The following is a 14,937-nucleotide window of genomic DNA, read 5'->3' as shown; positions in this document are numbered from 1 at the left end:
AATCCTTCAGTTCAGGATCACGCGGTTGCGCGACATGAACACGCGCGTCCCCCGCGCCTCACCCTCGATCACCAGGTCCCATTGGCCCGGCGCGACGGACACCGCATTGCCGCGATAGAGGCCGATGCCGGATTCGCTGAGCTCGACGGTGAGGTCGGCGCGCTTGTCGGTCGGCCGCTCCAGCCGGCCGCCGAACTTCAGCCCGGAGATCGGCTGGCCGCCGGCATCGCGGGCCTCGACCTGGACCGAGGCGCCGCCGTCGTTGCGGCGCTCGACATGGGCGTTGACCTTCCACTTCCGCGCGGCTTGGTCCTGCGCCGCGGAGATCTCGCGCTCGTAAGTCAGGCCCGCGGCATAGGGGCTGTCGACGTCGGTGCCGGGCAGCGTTGCGATGGCGAGCTTCATCATGGTGGCGTTGACGCCGATAACGAGGCCGAAGAAAGCGACCAGCATCAGGAAGACCTTGGTTCCGGTCAGCGGCTTGGATGACATGGTGGTCTCCTGATCTTACGGCGCGACAAAATTGTCGGTGGCACTCGCGGCGACGCCGAGCCCGATGTCCATGACGTGGAAGCGGACCGGAATCGATTTCTCCGGATTGTTTTCGGCCGGCGCGGTGACCAGCAGCCGCAGCTCGCTGGTCGCATCGCGCGGGATCACGATGATCGGACGGTCCGGCGTGACCGAATCGATGCCGACGACGTGCATCGTGGGGTTCACGGGCCCCTCGACGTCGATCGCGATGACGCGGTCGTAGCCGCTCTTGTTCAGCAGCCGCACCGTATAGGCGTTGCGGATCGAGCCGTCGCTCAGCTTGACCGCGACCGGGTTGCGGTCGTGCAGCACGTTGACGTCGAGCAGGCTGCGGGTCGCCAGCGTATAGATCATGAAGCCGCCGACGGCCGCGATAATGGCACTATAGACGACGGTGCGAGGCCGGACGATCCGGTAGATCGGCGCCTTGCCTTCCAGGCGGCGATGGATGTTGATGTCGTTGTCGTAGCCGATCAGCCGCTTCGGCCGGCCGATCTTTGTCATCACGTTGTCGCATGCGTCGATGCAGAGGCCGCACTGGATGCATTCCATCTGCGGCCCGTTGCGGATGTCGATGCCGGTCGGGCAGACCGCGACGCATTGGTAGCAGTCGACGCAATCGCCGACCTGCTGGCCGAGGGCGCGCAGCTCGACGGCCTTTTTCACCGAGGTGCGCTTCTCGCCGCGGTCATAGCGATAGGTGACATTGAGCGCCCATTCGTCGGTGAGTGCTGCCTGAATGCGCGGCCACGGACACATATAGGTGCAGACCTGCTCGCGCATGAAGCCGGCGAGCAGATAGGTCGTCGCGGTGAGGATGCCGATCCAGATATAGGCGAGCATCGGCCCCTGGAAGGTGACGAGCTCCTTCACCAGGGTCGGCGCGTCGTTGAAATAGAGCACCCAGGCGCCGCCGGTCCACCAGGCGATCATGAGCCAGATCGAATGCTTGAGCACGATCTCGGAGATGCGCTCCAGCTTCATCGGATCGGACGATTTGTCCTTCTTCATCCGCTCGCGCCGGTCGCCCTCGATCAGGCGTTCGACCGCGTAGAACAGGTCGGTCCACACCGTCTGCGGACAGAGATAGCCGCACCAGATCCGCCCGCCGATGGAGTTCATCAGGAACAGCGCCACCGCGGCGACGATCAATAGGCCCGTGAAGTAATAGACCTCCTGCGGCCACAGCTCGATGAAGAAGAAATAGAAGCGGCTGTTGGGAAGATCGATCAGCACCGCCTGGCTCGGCGCACCGAGACCGCGATTCCAGCGCACGAAGGGCAGGAAGTAGTAGACGCCGAGGCAGAATGCCATCAGGCCCCATTTGATCCGGCGGAAAGTACCGGAGACGCTCTGGGGATAGACCTTCTTGCGGGCCGCATAGAGCGGCCCGACGTCGTCCGCGGGCTTCAGTTCGTTCGGATTGACGGTCTTGTTCATCGCCTCGAGCTTCTTCAAAGGTGCGATTGAACCTAGACCCGGCACCGCCGCGCGGGTTGATCCAACGCAAACGGGGGCGCTTTTCTTCGCCCCCGCCGGAAGTCGTCGGTCGCCGATCGGCCTATTTGCCGCCGCCCAGCGAGTGGACGTAGACCGCCATCGCCTTGATGGTGGCGGGATCGAGCCGGCCTTCCCAGGCCGGCATCACGCCGGCGCGGCCCTGGCCGATGGTCTCGATCAGGCTCGCCTCGTCGGAGCCGTAGAGCCAGATCTTGTCGGTCAGATCAGGTGCGCCCATCTCCTGGTTGCCCTTGCCGGCGTCGCCGTGGCAGGCGACGCAATTCTCCGCGAAGATCTTCTGGCCCTTGGCGGCGTCATAGCCGTTGCGGGTCGACAGGCCCGACAGCGACCGCACGTAATTGGCGGCGGTGACGATCTCGTCGCCCTTCAGCACGCCATCCTTGCCGAAGGCGAGCATCTGCCCCTCATGGGTCTTGGCATGGCCCGACCGCACGCCGAACTGGATGGTCTGCATGATCTGGTCGAGCGAGCCGCCCCACAGCCATTCGTCATCGTTCAGGTTGGGATAGCCCTTGGACCCCGTCGCACCCGTGCCGTGGCACGGCGCGCAATTGTCGCCGAACACCGTCTTGCCCTTGGCGCGCGCAAGCGCGAGCAGAGCCGGATCCTTCTGGATGTCGGCGAGCGAGGCCGTGCCCAGCGCCGCCATCTTGTCACCCCGGATCTTCTCGAGGTTGGCGAGCTCGACCGCGACGTCGGCGCGCGAGGAGTAGCCGAACAGGCCGGCGGTGTTGCTTTGGATCAGCGGCCAGGCCGGATAGACGATCCAGTAGCCGATCGACCAGACGATGGTGAGATAGAAGGTGATCACCCACCACCGCGGCAGCGGCGTGTTGAGCTCCTTGATGCCGTCCCACTCGTGTCCGGTCGTGGACTTGCCGGAGACGGAATCGATGTCGCTAGAATGATCGGTCATTGTTTCTCACTCCTCCCGCAAGGGCAGGTGCGCTGCCTTGTCGAACGCAGCCTTGTTACGGGGCCAAAATGCGTAGGCGATGATCGCGAGAAAGATCGCGACGAACACCGGTGTCCAGATCGTCGTCACGAGATCGGACGCAAGATTATGGACGGTCAGGATGGCTTTCATCGTTCATGCCTTCTCAGCGAAGATTGGCTTTCTCGTTGTAGATCTTGAAGTCGACCAGCGTGCCGAGCATCTGCAGGTACGCGACCAGCGCGTCCATCTCGGTCGGCGTGCCGGTCTTGCCGTCGAAATTGCGTACGACGGCCTTGGCGTAGCGCTTGGTGAAGGCGTCGGTGCCGGCATTGTCCGGATCGGCCTGGGCCTTCAGGTCGGCGGCGGCATTGGCGAGCTGCTCGTCGCTATAGGGCACGCCGACGGTCCTGAGGGTGCGCATGTCGCCGGCGATCGCATCCGGGTCGATCTCGGCCTTGCTGAGGAACGGATAGCCGGGCATCACGGACTGCGGCACGATCGCGCGCGGGTTGGCCAGATGGGTGACGTGCCACTCGTCGGAATATTTGGCGCCGACACGGGCGAGATCCGGGCCGGTGCGCTTGGAGCCCCACTGGAACGGGTGATCGTACATGCTCTCGGCGGCGAGCGAGAAATGGCCGTAGCGCTCGACCTCGTCGCGCAAGGGCCGAACCATCTGCGAGTGGCAGAGATAGCAGCCCTCGCGGACATAGACGTTGCGCCCCGCCAGCTCCAGCGGCGTGTAGGGCCTGACCCCATCGACCTTCTCGATCGTGCTCTTGAGGTAGAACAGCGGGGTGATCTCGACGAGACCGCCGATCGCAACCACGAGGAGGATACCGACGACCAGGATGATCGAGTTCTTTTCGAAGACTTGGTGACGTGTCCAGAACGACATTGCTTGAGCTCCTCATTCCGCCGGCTGAAGAGCGACGGGCATCTGGACTTCCTGTTCGCCGACGCGAACCGTCATCCAGAGATTGTAGGCCATGATCAGCGAGCCGATCAGGAACAGGCCGCCGCCTGCGGCGCGGATGATGTAGAAGGGATGCATCGCCTCGACGGTCTCGATGAAGGAATATTCGAGGAAGCCGAGCGAGGTGTAGGCGCGCCACATCAGGCCTTGCAGGATGCCGGAGACCCACATCGCCGAGATGTAGAGGACGATGCCAAGGGTGGCGACCCAGAAGTGCCAGTTGACGAGCTTGAGGCTGTAGAGGCCCTTGCGATTCCAGGCCCACGGCACCAGGCAGTACAGCGCGCCGAAGGAGACGAAGCCGACCCAGCCGAGCGCGCCGGAATGCACGTGGCCGATGGTCCAGTCGGTGTAGTGGCTGAGCGAGTTGACCACCTTGATCGACATCATCGGGCCTTCGAAGGTCGACATGCCGTAGAAGGCGACGGAGACCACGAGCATGCGCAGCACGGGATCGGTGCGCAGCTTGTCCCAGGCACCCGACAGCGTCATCAGGCCGTTGATCATGCCGCCCCAGGAGGGCATCCACAGCATGATCGAGAAGGTCATGCCGAGCGTCTGCGTCCAGTCCGGCAGCGCCGTGTAGTGCAGATGGTGGGGACCTGCCCAGATGTAGAGGAAGATCAGCGCCCAGAAGTGGATGATCGAGAGCCGGTAGGAATAGATCGGCCGCTCGGCACGCTTCGGGATGAAGTAGTACATGATGGCGAGGAAGCCGGCGGTCAGGAAGAAGCCGACCGCGTTGTGGCCGTACCACCACTGGAACATGGCGTCCTGGATGCCGCCCCAGGCGACGTAGGACTTCGAGCCGAACACCGAAACGGGCAGCGCCGGGTTGTTGCCGAGATGCAGCACCGCGATCGTCACGATGAAGGCGAGATAGAACCAGTTCGCAACGAAGATGTGCGGCTCCTTGCGCTTGAAGATGGTGGCAAGGAAGACGAGCAGATAGACGACCCAGACGATCGTCAGCCACAGATCGGCGTACCATTCCGGCTCAGCATATTCCTTTGACTGGGTGACGCCGAGCAGATAGCCGGTGCCGGCGATCAGGATGAAGAAGTTGTAGCCGAGCACGACGAACCACGGCGCGAGGTCACCGGCAAGGCGCGCGCGGCAGGACTTCTGCACCACGTAGAACGAGGTCGCGATCAACACGTTGCCGCCGAAGGCGAAGATCACGGCGGAGGTATGCAGCGGACGCAGGCGGCCGAAGCTGATCCAGGGCAGATCGAAGTTCAGCGCGGGCCAGGCCAGCTGCGAGGCGATGATGAGGCCGACGAGGAATCCGGCAATGCCCCAGAACATCGCCATGAAGGCCGAGAACTTGATCGGCCCCATGCTGTAGTTCGGGCGGCCGTTGATCTCCTGGGCCGGCAGCGCCGCCGGCCGCTCGAAGTAGCGGTTGACGATGAAGAACACCGCAGCGAGGCTCGCCGCCGCGCTGAGCGCAGCGTGGAACGCGAAGGGCGCATCGAGCGCCTTGGCCGAGGCGATCACGCAGAGGAAAGCGGTGACTGCGAATACGACAGCCAAGCCGCTTTCACCGATGGTCATGGATTTTGAGATGGAGGGCTGGCTCATGCGGATTCTCTCTGAAAGAACACGCTGCCAGAAACCACATCCACCTTCGCGGCGAATTGATTGAAATCAAGATAGATGGATTTCTGTTAATGTGAGCCGATGCAGTGCCGGTTGAAATGCCCTCTCCCCTTGTGGGAGAGGGGAGCGAGAAAGGTGCGGCAAACTCACTTGGGTGAGGGGTTGGTTCCGCACGAAAAGTTTTTTCGTTGAAGCGGACCCCTCATCCGGCGCTTCGCGCCACCTTCTCCGCAAGGGGAGAAGGGAAGAAAGATAGATAACCTCCGTGAAATCACGGAGGTTGGAACAGAAGGATCCAGACCTCACTCCCGCGCCGTCGCCTTGAGCGCCGCGATGACGTCCTCGCGCGCGATGATGCCGACCAGCTTCTGTGTGCCGTCCAGCACGATGATGCTCCTGATGCGGTGCTCGACCATGATCTGGAGCACGCGCGTCAGCCGCGTGTCGGGGCTGACATAGATGAACTCGGGCGTCATGACGTCGCCGATCTTGCGGCTCATCAGGTCGTCGTAGCGCGGCAACATCTGGCTCGGCGTAAAGGCGAAGCACTTCAGGATGTCGAACTTGGTCACGATGCCGACCACCTGCCCGTCGTCTTCGACCGGATAGGAATTGAAATCGTCGGCCTCGAACATCTCGCTGAGCTGGAACAAATCGAGGCCGCGCTGCACCGTCTTGACGTTGCGCGTCATGTAGCCGTCGACGGTCTGTTCAAGAAATTGGTACACGGCGCGTCCTCCTCGATTCCTCCAACTGGCCAGCCGATGGTCAGTGCGACAGCAGCACGCTGCGGACGGTTTGCGTCACCAGATATTGCGTGACGCCTCCGAGGATCAGTTCGCGAAATCTCGAATGACCATAGGCGCCCGCGACGATCAGGCCCGCGCCGGTGTCGCCGGCGACTTTCTCCAACCGCGCAGCAGGGGTTTCGTTTCCTGCGGCCTCGAGGACCCGCGCAGTCGCGGTGACGCCGTGACGGCCGAGCCAGGCGGCAACGTCGCTGACACCGGCCATCACGGCCGAACGGTCGTCGCCCCGCTCCGGGATTTCAACGATGGTGACGTCCTTCGCCTTGTGCAGCATCGGCAGCGCGCCCGCCACCGCCCGCCGCGCTTCCGGCGTGTCCTTCCACGCCACCAGCACGCTGCGCAGGTCGAGCCAGTTGGCCCGGTCGGGAACGACGAGCAGCGGGCGGCCGGTCTGCATCACCAGGTCCTTGGGGCTCGCCAGCGAGAAAGCATCGGAGAAGGCCGGGCTCTGCCCGCCGCTGACGACGATGTCGGCGCAACGCGCCTGCGCCGTGACGAAGCGGGCCGGATAATCCATCGCGCTGCGCCACTCCGCATGCCCACCGCGATTCTTCACGGCCGCCCGGAATTGCGCTTCGAGCCCGGCCAGCCGCCGCTTGATCGAAGCTTCGCCCTCGTCGATCAGCGCTTGCGCCTCTGCGCCGTCGGTGAAATAGAGCGGCGGGACGAACTGCGCCGCAGCGACCCCGACGATGGCCGCCTCGAAACGTTCGGCGAGCTCGCCTGCGACCTGAAGACGCGCTTCGTTGGGCTGATCGAGCGCCAGGCTGACCATGACGGTCGCGTATGTCATCGGGAATCTCCAGCATTACAGAATTTTTTGAATCCTAGACCCGCTACCGCGCAACAAGGCTGAGCTAGATCAAATCCGACGCCTCTGGTGGTCCGCTCTCCCGGCGATGGGGAATCCGCCAGTGGATTCAACGTCCGCGCTTGCCTCCGGCCAAGCCTTGGGCGACATTGCCGGAGCGGTAAAGGCATCCTGCCGACCCGCCGAGAAGAGGAGCAGAGCTTGGCGCCGACCCACGTGACCCATCCGGCAGACGATGGTCGGGGCGAGCATTTCCGAGTCCGCATCGAGGGATTCGGGGTCGGCACCTGGGACCTCGACCTGCAGACTCGCGAACTCGACTGGTCGGACACGGCCAGGCGGCTGTTCGGCCTGCAGCCGGACCAGGCCGTCAGCTACGATCTCTTTCTTTCGCTGTTGGAGCCGGGCGATCGGGACCACCTCCTGAAGGCGATCGGGCGCACGTCGGAAGGTGGCGGGGGCCTCGACTTGTCCTTCAAGGTCAGCGGCGCGTCCGGAAACGGCCAATGGATCCGGGCCAGGGCCGGCGTGATCCGGGACGATGCGGGCATGCCGCGCCATCTCAGCGGGATATTCCTGGACATCAACGAGGAGAAGCAGCTCGAAGAGGCCCTGCGGTCCCAGGAGAATCATCTTCGCTCGATTCTCGAAACGGTGCCCGATGCCATGATCGTCATCGATTCACGCGGCATCATGCAGCTCTTCAGCAGCGCGGCGGAGCGGCTGTTCGGCTACAGCAAGCAGGAAGCGATCGGCCGGAACGTGAGTATTCTCATGCCGGAGCCCGATCAGTCGCGTCACGACAGCTATCTCACGCGCTATCTCAGGACCAATGATCCGCACATCATCGGCATCGGCCGAATCGTGACGGGCAAACGCCGCGACGGCACGACCTTCCCGATGCACCTGTCCGTCGGGAAGACGCAACGCGCGGGCGAGCCCCATTTCACCGGCTTCGTGCGCGATCTCACCGAGCACCAGCAGACCCAGGCGCGGCTCCAGGAGCTGCAATCCGAGCTCGTGCACGTGTCGCGGCTGACCGCGATGGGCGAGATGGCTTCCGCGCTCGCCCACGAGCTCAACCAGCCGCTGGCGGCGATCAGCAATTACATGAAGGGATCGCGGCGCCTCCTCGCCGGCAGCACCGATCCCAACATGCCGAAGGTCGAAAGCGCGCTGGACCGCGCGGCGGAACAGGCGTTGCGCGCCGGCCAGATCATCCGCCGCCTGCGCGACTTCGTCTCCCGCGGCGAATCCGAGAAGCGGGTCGAGAGCCTGTCCAAGCTGATCGAGGAAGCCGGCGCGCTCGGGCTCGCCGGCGCGCGCGAGCAGAACGTGCAGCTGCGCTTCAGCCTCGATCCCGACGCCGACCTCGTTCTCGCCGACCGGGTGCAGATTCAGCAGGTGCTGGTCAACCTGTTCCGCAACGCGCTCGAGGCGATGGCGCAGTCGCAGCGGCGCGAGCTCGTTGTCGCCAACACCCGTGTCGCCGACGGCATGATCGAGGTGGAGGTCTCCGACACCGGCATCGGCTTCCGGGAAGACATCATTCCAAACCTGTTCCAGACCTTCTTCACCACCAAGGACACCGGCATGGGCGTGGGACTCTCCATCAGCCGCTCGATCATCGAGGCCCATGGCGGCCGCATGTGGGCCGAGAGCAACGCAGCGGGCGGAGCGACCTTCCGCTTCACCCTGCCGGCAACCGACGAGAGCTGATCCATGACGACCAAGGGACATGTTTACGTCATCGACGACGACGCGGCGATGCGGGACTCGCTGAACTTCCTGCTGGATTCCGCCGGCTTCGCCGTCACTTTGTTCGACGACGCGCTCGCCTTTCTCGAAGCCCTGCCCGGCCTCGATTTCGGCTGCGTCGTCTCCGACGTGCGCATGCCCGGCCTCGACGGCATCGAGCTCTTGAAGCGAATGAAGGCGCAGCAAAGCCCGTTCCCGATCGTGATCATGACCGGTCACGGCGACGTGCCGCTGGCGGTCGAGGCGATGAAGCTCGGGGCGGTCGACTTCCTGGAAAAGCCATTCGATGACGACCGTCTCACCGCCATGATCGAGTCGGCGCTCCGCCAGGCCGAGCCCGCCGCCAAGAACGAGGCCGTCGCGCAGGATATCGCTGCCCGCGTCGCATCCTTGAGCCCGCGGGAGCGCCAGGTCATGGAGGGGCTGGTCGCGGGCCTCTCCAACAAGCTGATCGCCCGCGAATACGACATCAGCCCGCGGACCATCGAGGTCTACCGGGCCAACGTCATGACCAAGATGCAAGCGAGCAGCCTTTCGGAACTGGTTCGCCTCGCGATGCGCGCCGGCATGCTCAACGATTGAGGCAGGTCAAGGCGACTTCACGGCGCAGTGCTAGCCAGACAGCATGGTTGAGGTCAGCCCACATCGTGCGCGGCCGTCGTCCTCCCCACAACCCACCGTCTTTGTGGTCGACGATGATGCCGCAGTTCTCGGATCCCTGCGGTTCCTGCTGGAGACCGACGGCTTCGCCGTGCGGACCTTCAGGAGTGGCACGGCGCTGCTCAATCTCGGCGCCGCGCCCGGGCCGGACTGCTACGTCATCGACTACAAGATGCCCGACATCAACGGCATCGATTTGACCGGCCGGCTTCGCAAATCCCACCGCGACGCGCCCGTGATCCTGATCACCGGCTATCCCGACGAGAACATCTCGGCCCGGGCCGCGATGGCGGGCATCAAGGACGTGGTTTTGAAGCCGCTTCTCGACGAAAACCTGGTCAAGTGCATCCGCCACGCCATCCAGGACCGCCCCGGAGCGTGACCTAGGGACTCTACGTAGGTAAACATCCCTAAGATAACGCGCGAAATTTCCGGATTGCGTGTTTCATCGTAGCAGTGCTCCATCACAACGGAGATGGCGCAGATGCTGACCCAGACGCTCAACACCCAGGCGATCAACACCCAAATCGGTGGCAAGATTGCTCCTGCCCACCCCGTTACCGACCAGTTCGGCGCGATCGCGGGCCATGTCGGCCTGGTCGCCACCGAGTTCTCCTACGGCAAGGACGAGGAGATCTATGGCGAGGAGGAGGCGGCCGAATATGTCTATCAGGTCGTCACCGGCGCGGTGCGCAGCTACAAGCTTCTCTCCGACGGCCGCCGCCAGATCGGCGCCTTCCATCTTCCCGGCGACGTGTTCGGCCTCGAATCCGGTCCCACTCACCGCCTCGCCGCTGAAGCCATCATCGACACCACCGTTCGCCTCGTGAAGCGCGCCAGCCTGGAAAAGGCCGCCGGCACCGACGTGCAGGTCGCCCGCAAGCTCTGGGCCATGACCGCCGGCGAGCTGCGCCATGCCGAGGACCACATGCTGCTGCTGGGCCGCAAGACTGCGATGGAGCGCGTCGCGACCTTCCTGCTCGAAATGGACCGCCGCCTCGCCGTCGCCGGCATGATGGCACTGCCGATGTGCCGCCGCGACATCGGCGACTATCTCGGCCTCACCTTGGAGACCGTGTCGCGCGCGCTGTCGCAGCTTCACGCTCAGGGCATTCTCGGTTTCTCCGGTGCCCGCCAGATCGTGCTGCGCAACCGCCAGCGTCTGCACAATCTCGACGCCTGATCCTCAATCTTCCTCCCGACCCACTTTGGCCGGCTGAATACGTTCAGCCGGCCATTTCTTTGGTGGCGGTCAGACCCGTGCGCCGCGTCTCCGGCATCACAAAGAAGATCAGCAGGAGCCCCGCTGCGGCAACGCCGGACAGCCCGATGAATGCGGTGGCATTGCCGAACTTGTCGCTGACATAGCCGCCAAGCACCGTGCTCAGCGACGCGCCGATGCCCGTTGCGGTGCCGACGATCCCCTGCGCCAGGTTGAAATGCCCGCTGCCGAACGCGACGTCGGCGACGATCAGCGGGATCATCACCGCGAAGACCGCCGCGGTGATGCCGTCGAACACCTGCACCAGCACCAACAGATACGGATCGCGCACGGTCGCAAACAACAGGCCGCGAATCGCCAGAGCACCGAATCCGATCAGCAGCAGCGGGCGCCGGCCCCACGCTTGCGCCTTGCGCCCGACCGTCGGCGACAGCAGCGCCACGATCGCTTGCGGAACGACGATGCAAAAGGCGACGAGCACGGTCGCCCATTGGCTCGATCGCGCCGTCACCGCGCTCGCCATCAGCGGCATCATCGCGGCGTTCGCGAGCTGCAGCAGCAGCACGCTGAGCGCGAACACGATGAGCGGGCGCTGCCGGATCAGGTGCCAGATATTGGGATCGCCGCGGTCGGCGGCTTCAGGCGGCAGCTCGCCGTGACAGCGCCTGATGTCGACCTCGTTCTCGCGGATGCGCGACAGAGCGATCAGGGTTGGAATCACGAGCAGGAAGGTGACCAGGAAGACCGAGCGGCTCGATAACAGGTAGCCCGCGGTGCCCATCACCGCCGCCGCGACGCCGTTGCCGAGCGAGGCGAAGCGCGCGTTGCGCCCGAGCCGCTCGCCGATCGCGAGCGGGCCGACGAGGCCGAGGCTGATCGCGGCGATCGCCGGCCCGAGCACGCAGCTCGCCATCGCATGCAGCGTGGCGGCGGTCACCACGACGGCGAAGATCGGCATCGCCGCATAGGCCAGCGCGCAGGCGCCGATGGTCGCGATCGCGAGGGCAGCGACGAGGCGCTCCGATTTCGCGGCATCGATGATCGCGCCGCCCGGCATCTGGCCGATCAGGGCGACGATGCCGCCGATCGACAGCACGAACCCGATCTCGACCTGGGTCCATTTCTGCGTCGTCAGATAGACCGCGATGAAGGGACCGAATCCGGTCTGCACGTCGGCGAGGAAGAAGATGAACCAGTCGAGGCCGCGCAGGCTCTGGCGCGACGGCGCCGGAATGCCCGCAGCCGCCGGCTCCGCGACGTTGTCCTGCTCGACGACGCCGCCGCGATCTGCATGATTCGGCTTCCTCGACAACAGCACGGGCGGTCAGCCCTCCCTGCACCTCACTGAATCGCTTGCAGCGGCTGAAGGCTGCCGGACGCGCCGAGCACGACGATCGGCGTGTCCTCCTTGTATTCCGGTGCGGCCGCGACCTGCGCCTTGGTCAATTCCAGCGTGATGCTGTCCTTCTTGTTGGCGATCTTGCCGAAGCGCAGCGCGTTCCAGTCGACGACGATCTTGCGGCTGCCGACGCCGAGGAAGCCGCCGAAATCGATCGCCGCAGCGCGGACATGGCCGGTGCGATCGACGATGACGTCGACGATGCGACCCATGTCCTCGCCGGCGGCGCTGCGAACGTCGCGGCCGAGAACGCCGTGGGCCTCGCTCGCGCCGATGATGGTCACCGATGGCGGCGGCGCGGCGTCCTTGGGCGTGACGGGCACCGTGGAAGCCGGCGGTTGCACATTTGCCGGTGCCTTTGCCTCGCTCGGGGATGCAGGCGGCTCCTCGGCCGCGCGCGATTCGGCGACCGTCAAGCCCGCGACGATCGCCACGCCCAAGATCAACCTTCCGATCGCACGCATGACCTCCTCCTCGCGCCTCTAGCGCGCCAGCACGATCGAGACCTGGATCTGACCACGCGTGCGCAACACTTCCAGCGCCACGTCGTCGCCGTGACGGCTGACGCGAAGATCGACGCTGGATTCGCCAAGGCGCAGATCGCGCAGGATCACCTCGTTGAGGAACGCCGGCAGATGCGGGTTGCGCAGGCGAATCTCGCCGCGCGCGACGTCGAACTCGAGGCCGAGCGCCGCCTCCAGCAACGTGAACGGCGTCGCGCTGGCCCAAGCCTGCGGCGCGCAGGCGACCGGGTACAGCGTCGGCCCGCGCCGCTTCTCGCGCCGGAAGCCGCAGAACAATTCGGGCAGCCGGCGCAAATCCATGTAGGTCGCGGCGTCGAACAGCCCCTTGAAGACATGCGCCACCGAATGCTTGAGGCCGTAGCGCGCCAGCCCCAGCGCGATCAGCGCGTTGTCGTGCGGCCAGATCGATCCGTCATGGTAGGACATCGGGTTGTAGCGCACCTCGCCTTGCGCGACGGTGCGGATGCCCCAGCCCGAGAAGAAATGCGGCCGCATCAGATCGGCGGCGACGAGACGCGCGCGGTCCTCGCGGACCATGCCGCTGAACAGGATCTGCCCGGCATTCGAGGTCCTCACCTTGCAGGGCCGCTTCTTGCCGTCGAGCGCGAGCGCATAGGTGCCGAGCTCCTCGCACCAGAACGCCTGCTCGAAGCGCTCGGCGAGCGCCCTGGCTTCGGCCTCGAGCTTGCGCACGCGGTCCGGCTTGCCGAGCCGCAGCGCGCAACGCGCCGCGAGCTGCTTGGCGGCAAAGACGTAGCCCTGGACCTCCGCGAGCGCGATATTGCCCTCGGCAAGCCGGCCGTCGGCATGGAAGATCGCGTCATAGGAATCCTTCCAGCCCTGGTTCGCCAGCCCTTTCTCGGTCGCGCGCTGGTACTCGACGAAGCCGTCCTGATCGGGATCGCCCGGACCGTCGATCCAGGCGAGCCCCGCCTCGATCGCGGGCCACAGCTCGATCAACGTGGCCTCGTCGCCGGTGCGCTCGAAATAGCTGCCTGCGAGCAGCACGAACAGCGCGGTCGAATCGACGCTGCCGTAGTAATGCGCGAACGGGACTTCCCCGAGCGCCGCCATCTCGCCGCCGCGCATCTCGTGCAGGATCTTGCCGGGCGCGGCGTCCGCGAGCGGATCGACCGCCGCGGCCTGGAAATGCGCGAGCCGGCGCAGGACGCCCTTGGCAATGCGCGGATCGACCCAGAGCATCTGCAGCGCGGTGATGAGGCCGTCGCGCCCGAACGTCGTCGAGTACCAGGGAATGCCGGCATAGGGATAGCGTCCCTGCGGCGTCTCGGTCATCAGCATGTTGAGGTCGGCCATGGCCTGGCACAGCACCTCGTTGAAGATGTTGTTGGAGGTCTCGATGCTGGCCGCGCCCATGGTCGACTGCCGCATCTCGCGGCGGTGCGCCAGCAGACCCGGGAAGAACCGCACCGGCTTCTCCGTCAGCGGCCGGTTGCAGGACACGGCCACGAACAGCGATTTGGCCTGGTGCGGCTCAAGGTCGAGTTCCCAGGTCGCAGCGTTGACCGAGAGCCGCGTCGGACGCGGATCGAAATGCAGGCCGGTGGTCCGCTCGGCGTCGTCAAGGCCGCGATACTCGAACAGGACGTCGGTCGGCCCGAGCAGCCGGCCGGTTCCGACGCCGCGGCGCGGCCGCCGCTCGCCGCGAACCTCGAACAGATCGGCGAAGTCGTTGCCGAACAGCAGCGTCAGCTCGAAGCTGGTGCGCCGGTCGCCATGGTTCTGCACGCCGATGCGCTGGTAGGCGGTGCCGCGCCACAGGAAGATGGTGCGCACGACGTGCAACAGGTCCTTTTGCAGAACGAGGTTGCCCTGCCGGTAGATGTCCGGATTGGTGAGATCGACGGTCAACGCCGAATTGTCGTCGCGCAGATTCGAGCCGAGCAGCAGCGGCTGGAGATCGTCGAGCACGAGCTCCAGCCGCGCAAGATAGCGCGTGTCATGATGGAACAGTCCGTCCGGCCCGCCAGCGGACGCGCCGATGTCGCCGTGGCTGTCGAGCACGATGAAGGTGTCGTCGTGCTTGAGCGAACGCCGCGGCCGGGCCGAGGGCCCGGTCATCGGAATGTAGAAGGGCTGTTCCGCGACCTGTTCCGGGGTCCGCGTCACGGAGACGAACTGGGTTACGGCTTCTGCCGACATGAGCTGCTCCCCTGCGCTTGA

General features: G+C 65.1%; 15 protein-coding genes. 4 read left to right on the top strand and 11 right to left on the bottom strand.

Translation table 11 applies throughout. From position 1 onward, the window contains the following. Positions 1–6: 6 nt before the first annotated feature. The 8 genes from I6F12_RS02965 to I6F12_RS02930 all read right to left on the bottom strand — a co-directional run bounded on the left by I6F12_RS02965 (position 7) and on the right by I6F12_RS02930 (position 7,172). A complete protein-coding gene (locus tag I6F12_RS02965; protein ID WP_225127459.1) occupies positions 7–492 on the bottom strand; it encodes a FixH family protein in 486 nt (161 codons plus the stop codon). Between the two features lie 15 nt (positions 493–507). After that, positions 508–1,974, bottom strand: a complete 1,467-nt coding sequence (gene ccoG / locus I6F12_RS02960; RefSeq protein WP_225155469.1) for a cytochrome c oxidase accessory protein CcoG — start codon at positions 1,972–1,974, stop codon at positions 508–510. A gap of 121 nt (positions 1,975–2,095) precedes the next feature. Next, positions 2,096–2,971: a cytochrome-c oxidase, cbb3-type subunit III gene (ccoP, locus tag I6F12_RS02955; RefSeq protein WP_225155468.1), complete on the bottom strand. Its 876-nt coding sequence runs from the start codon at positions 2,969–2,971 to the stop codon at positions 2,096–2,098. Positions 2,972–2,977: 6 nt separating this feature from the next. Continuing rightward, positions 2,978–3,142 (bottom strand): cbb3-type cytochrome c oxidase subunit 3, encoded by a 165-nt coding sequence (locus I6F12_RS02950; protein ID WP_025034779.1) that lies wholly within the window; start codon positions 3,140–3,142, stop codon positions 2,978–2,980. 13 nt (positions 3,143–3,155) lie between these two features. Further along, a complete protein-coding gene (gene ccoO, locus I6F12_RS02945; protein ID WP_225155467.1) occupies positions 3,156–3,890 on the bottom strand; it encodes a cytochrome-c oxidase, cbb3-type subunit II in 735 nt (244 codons plus the stop codon). A 12-nt stretch (positions 3,891–3,902) separates the two neighbouring features. After that, entirely contained in the window at positions 3,903–5,552 is a 1,650-nt protein-coding gene (gene ccoN, locus I6F12_RS02940) for a cytochrome-c oxidase, cbb3-type subunit I (protein WP_036004408.1), read from the bottom strand. Positions 5,553–5,872: 320 nt separating this feature from the next. Beyond that, a complete protein-coding gene (locus I6F12_RS02935; RefSeq protein WP_225155466.1) occupies positions 5,873–6,298 on the bottom strand; it encodes a CBS domain-containing protein in 426 nt (141 codons plus the stop codon). 40 nt (positions 6,299–6,338) lie between these two features. Next, positions 6,339–7,172, bottom strand: a complete 834-nt coding sequence (locus tag I6F12_RS02930; RefSeq protein WP_225155465.1) for a universal stress protein — start codon at positions 7,170–7,172, stop codon at positions 6,339–6,341. Positions 7,173–7,391: 219 nt separating this feature from the next. Here I6F12_RS02930 and fixL point away from each other — a divergent pair, with 219 nt between their 5' ends. From fixL to I6F12_RS02910, 4 genes are all read left to right on the top strand, one after another. Beyond that, positions 7,392–8,909 carry a sensor protein FixL gene (fixL, locus tag I6F12_RS02925; protein ID WP_225155464.1) on the top strand — a complete coding sequence of 506 codons (1,518 nt, stop codon included), beginning with the start codon at positions 7,392–7,394 and terminating at the stop codon, positions 8,907–8,909. A gap of 3 nt (positions 8,910–8,912) precedes the next feature. Then, positions 8,913–9,530: a response regulator FixJ gene (fixJ, locus tag I6F12_RS02920; RefSeq protein WP_225127467.1), complete on the top strand. Its 618-nt coding sequence runs from the start codon at positions 8,913–8,915 to the stop codon at positions 9,528–9,530. Between the two features lie 43 nt (positions 9,531–9,573). Then, positions 9,574–9,990, top strand: coding sequence for a response regulator (locus tag I6F12_RS02915; RefSeq protein WP_225127469.1), 417 nt, complete (start codon positions 9,574–9,576; stop codon positions 9,988–9,990). Positions 9,991–10,092: 102 nt separating this feature from the next. After that, positions 10,093–10,791 (top strand): helix-turn-helix domain-containing protein, encoded by a 699-nt coding sequence (locus I6F12_RS02910; RefSeq protein ID WP_036004466.1) that lies wholly within the window; start codon positions 10,093–10,095, stop codon positions 10,789–10,791. A 43-nt stretch (positions 10,792–10,834) separates the two neighbouring features. Here I6F12_RS02910 and I6F12_RS02905 read toward each other — a convergent pair whose 3' ends face one another. The 3 genes from I6F12_RS02905 to I6F12_RS02895 are packed head-to-tail and all read right to left on the bottom strand — an operon-like array spanning position 10,835 to position 14,916. After that, the gene (locus I6F12_RS02905; protein WP_036004390.1) at positions 10,835–12,148 is read right to left on the bottom strand and encodes an MFS transporter; all 1,314 of its coding nucleotides are present in this window, start codon (positions 12,146–12,148) and stop codon (positions 10,835–10,837) included. Between the two features lie 23 nt (positions 12,149–12,171). Further along, entirely contained in the window at positions 12,172–12,693 is a 522-nt protein-coding gene (locus I6F12_RS02900) for a PRC-barrel domain-containing protein (RefSeq protein WP_057026798.1), read from the bottom strand. 18 nt (positions 12,694–12,711) lie between these two features. Further along, the gene (locus I6F12_RS02895) at positions 12,712–14,916 is read right to left on the bottom strand and encodes an amylo-alpha-1,6-glucosidase (protein WP_036004384.1); all 2,205 of its coding nucleotides are present in this window, start codon (positions 14,914–14,916) and stop codon (positions 12,712–12,714) included. Between the last annotated feature and the right edge of the window lie 21 nt (positions 14,917–14,937).

This window comes from Bradyrhizobium sp. IC4059 (assembly GCF_020193615.1).
Taxonomy (GTDB): Bacteria; Pseudomonadota; Alphaproteobacteria; order Rhizobiales; family Xanthobacteraceae; genus Bradyrhizobium; species Bradyrhizobium yuanmingense.
This window is presented reverse-complemented; position numbering and strand designations above follow the sequence as displayed.

Bases quoted from the DNA above. Each gene is read 5' to 3' on its own strand.
- fixJ (WP_225127467.1), top strand. From the start codon at position 8,913: ATGACGACCAAGGGACATGTTTACGTCATCGACGACGACGCGGCGATG.
- ccoG (WP_225155469.1), bottom strand. From the start codon at position 1,974: ATGAACAAGACCGTCAATCCGAACGAACTGAAGCCCGCGGACGACGTC.
- I6F12_RS02910 (WP_036004466.1), top strand. From the start codon at position 10,093: ATGCTGACCCAGACGCTCAACACCCAGGCGATCAACACCCAAATCGGT.
- I6F12_RS02900 (WP_057026798.1), bottom strand. From the start codon at position 12,693: ATGCGTGCGATCGGAAGGTTGATCTTGGGCGTGGCGATCGTCGCGGGC.
- I6F12_RS02965 (WP_225127459.1), bottom strand. From the start codon at position 492: ATGTCATCCAAGCCGCTGACCGGAACCAAGGTCTTCCTGATGCTGGTC.
- I6F12_RS02895 (WP_036004384.1), bottom strand. From the start codon at position 14,916: ATGTCGGCAGAAGCCGTAACCCAGTTCGTCTCCGTGACGCGGACCCCG.
- ccoP (WP_225155468.1), bottom strand. From the start codon at position 2,971: ATGACCGATCATTCTAGCGACATCGATTCCGTCTCCGGCAAGTCCACG.
- ccoN (WP_036004408.1), bottom strand. From the start codon at position 5,552: ATGAGCCAGCCCTCCATCTCAAAATCCATGACCATCGGTGAAAGCGGC.
- I6F12_RS02950 (WP_025034779.1), bottom strand. From the start codon at position 3,142: ATGAAAGCCATCCTGACCGTCCATAATCTTGCGTCCGATCTCGTGACG.
- I6F12_RS02915 (WP_225127469.1), top strand. From the start codon at position 9,574: ATGGTTGAGGTCAGCCCACATCGTGCGCGGCCGTCGTCCTCCCCACAA.
- I6F12_RS02930 (WP_225155465.1), bottom strand. From the start codon at position 7,172: ATGACATACGCGACCGTCATGGTCAGCCTGGCGCTCGATCAGCCCAAC.
- ccoO (WP_225155467.1), bottom strand. From the start codon at position 3,890: ATGTCGTTCTGGACACGTCACCAAGTCTTCGAAAAGAACTCGATCATC.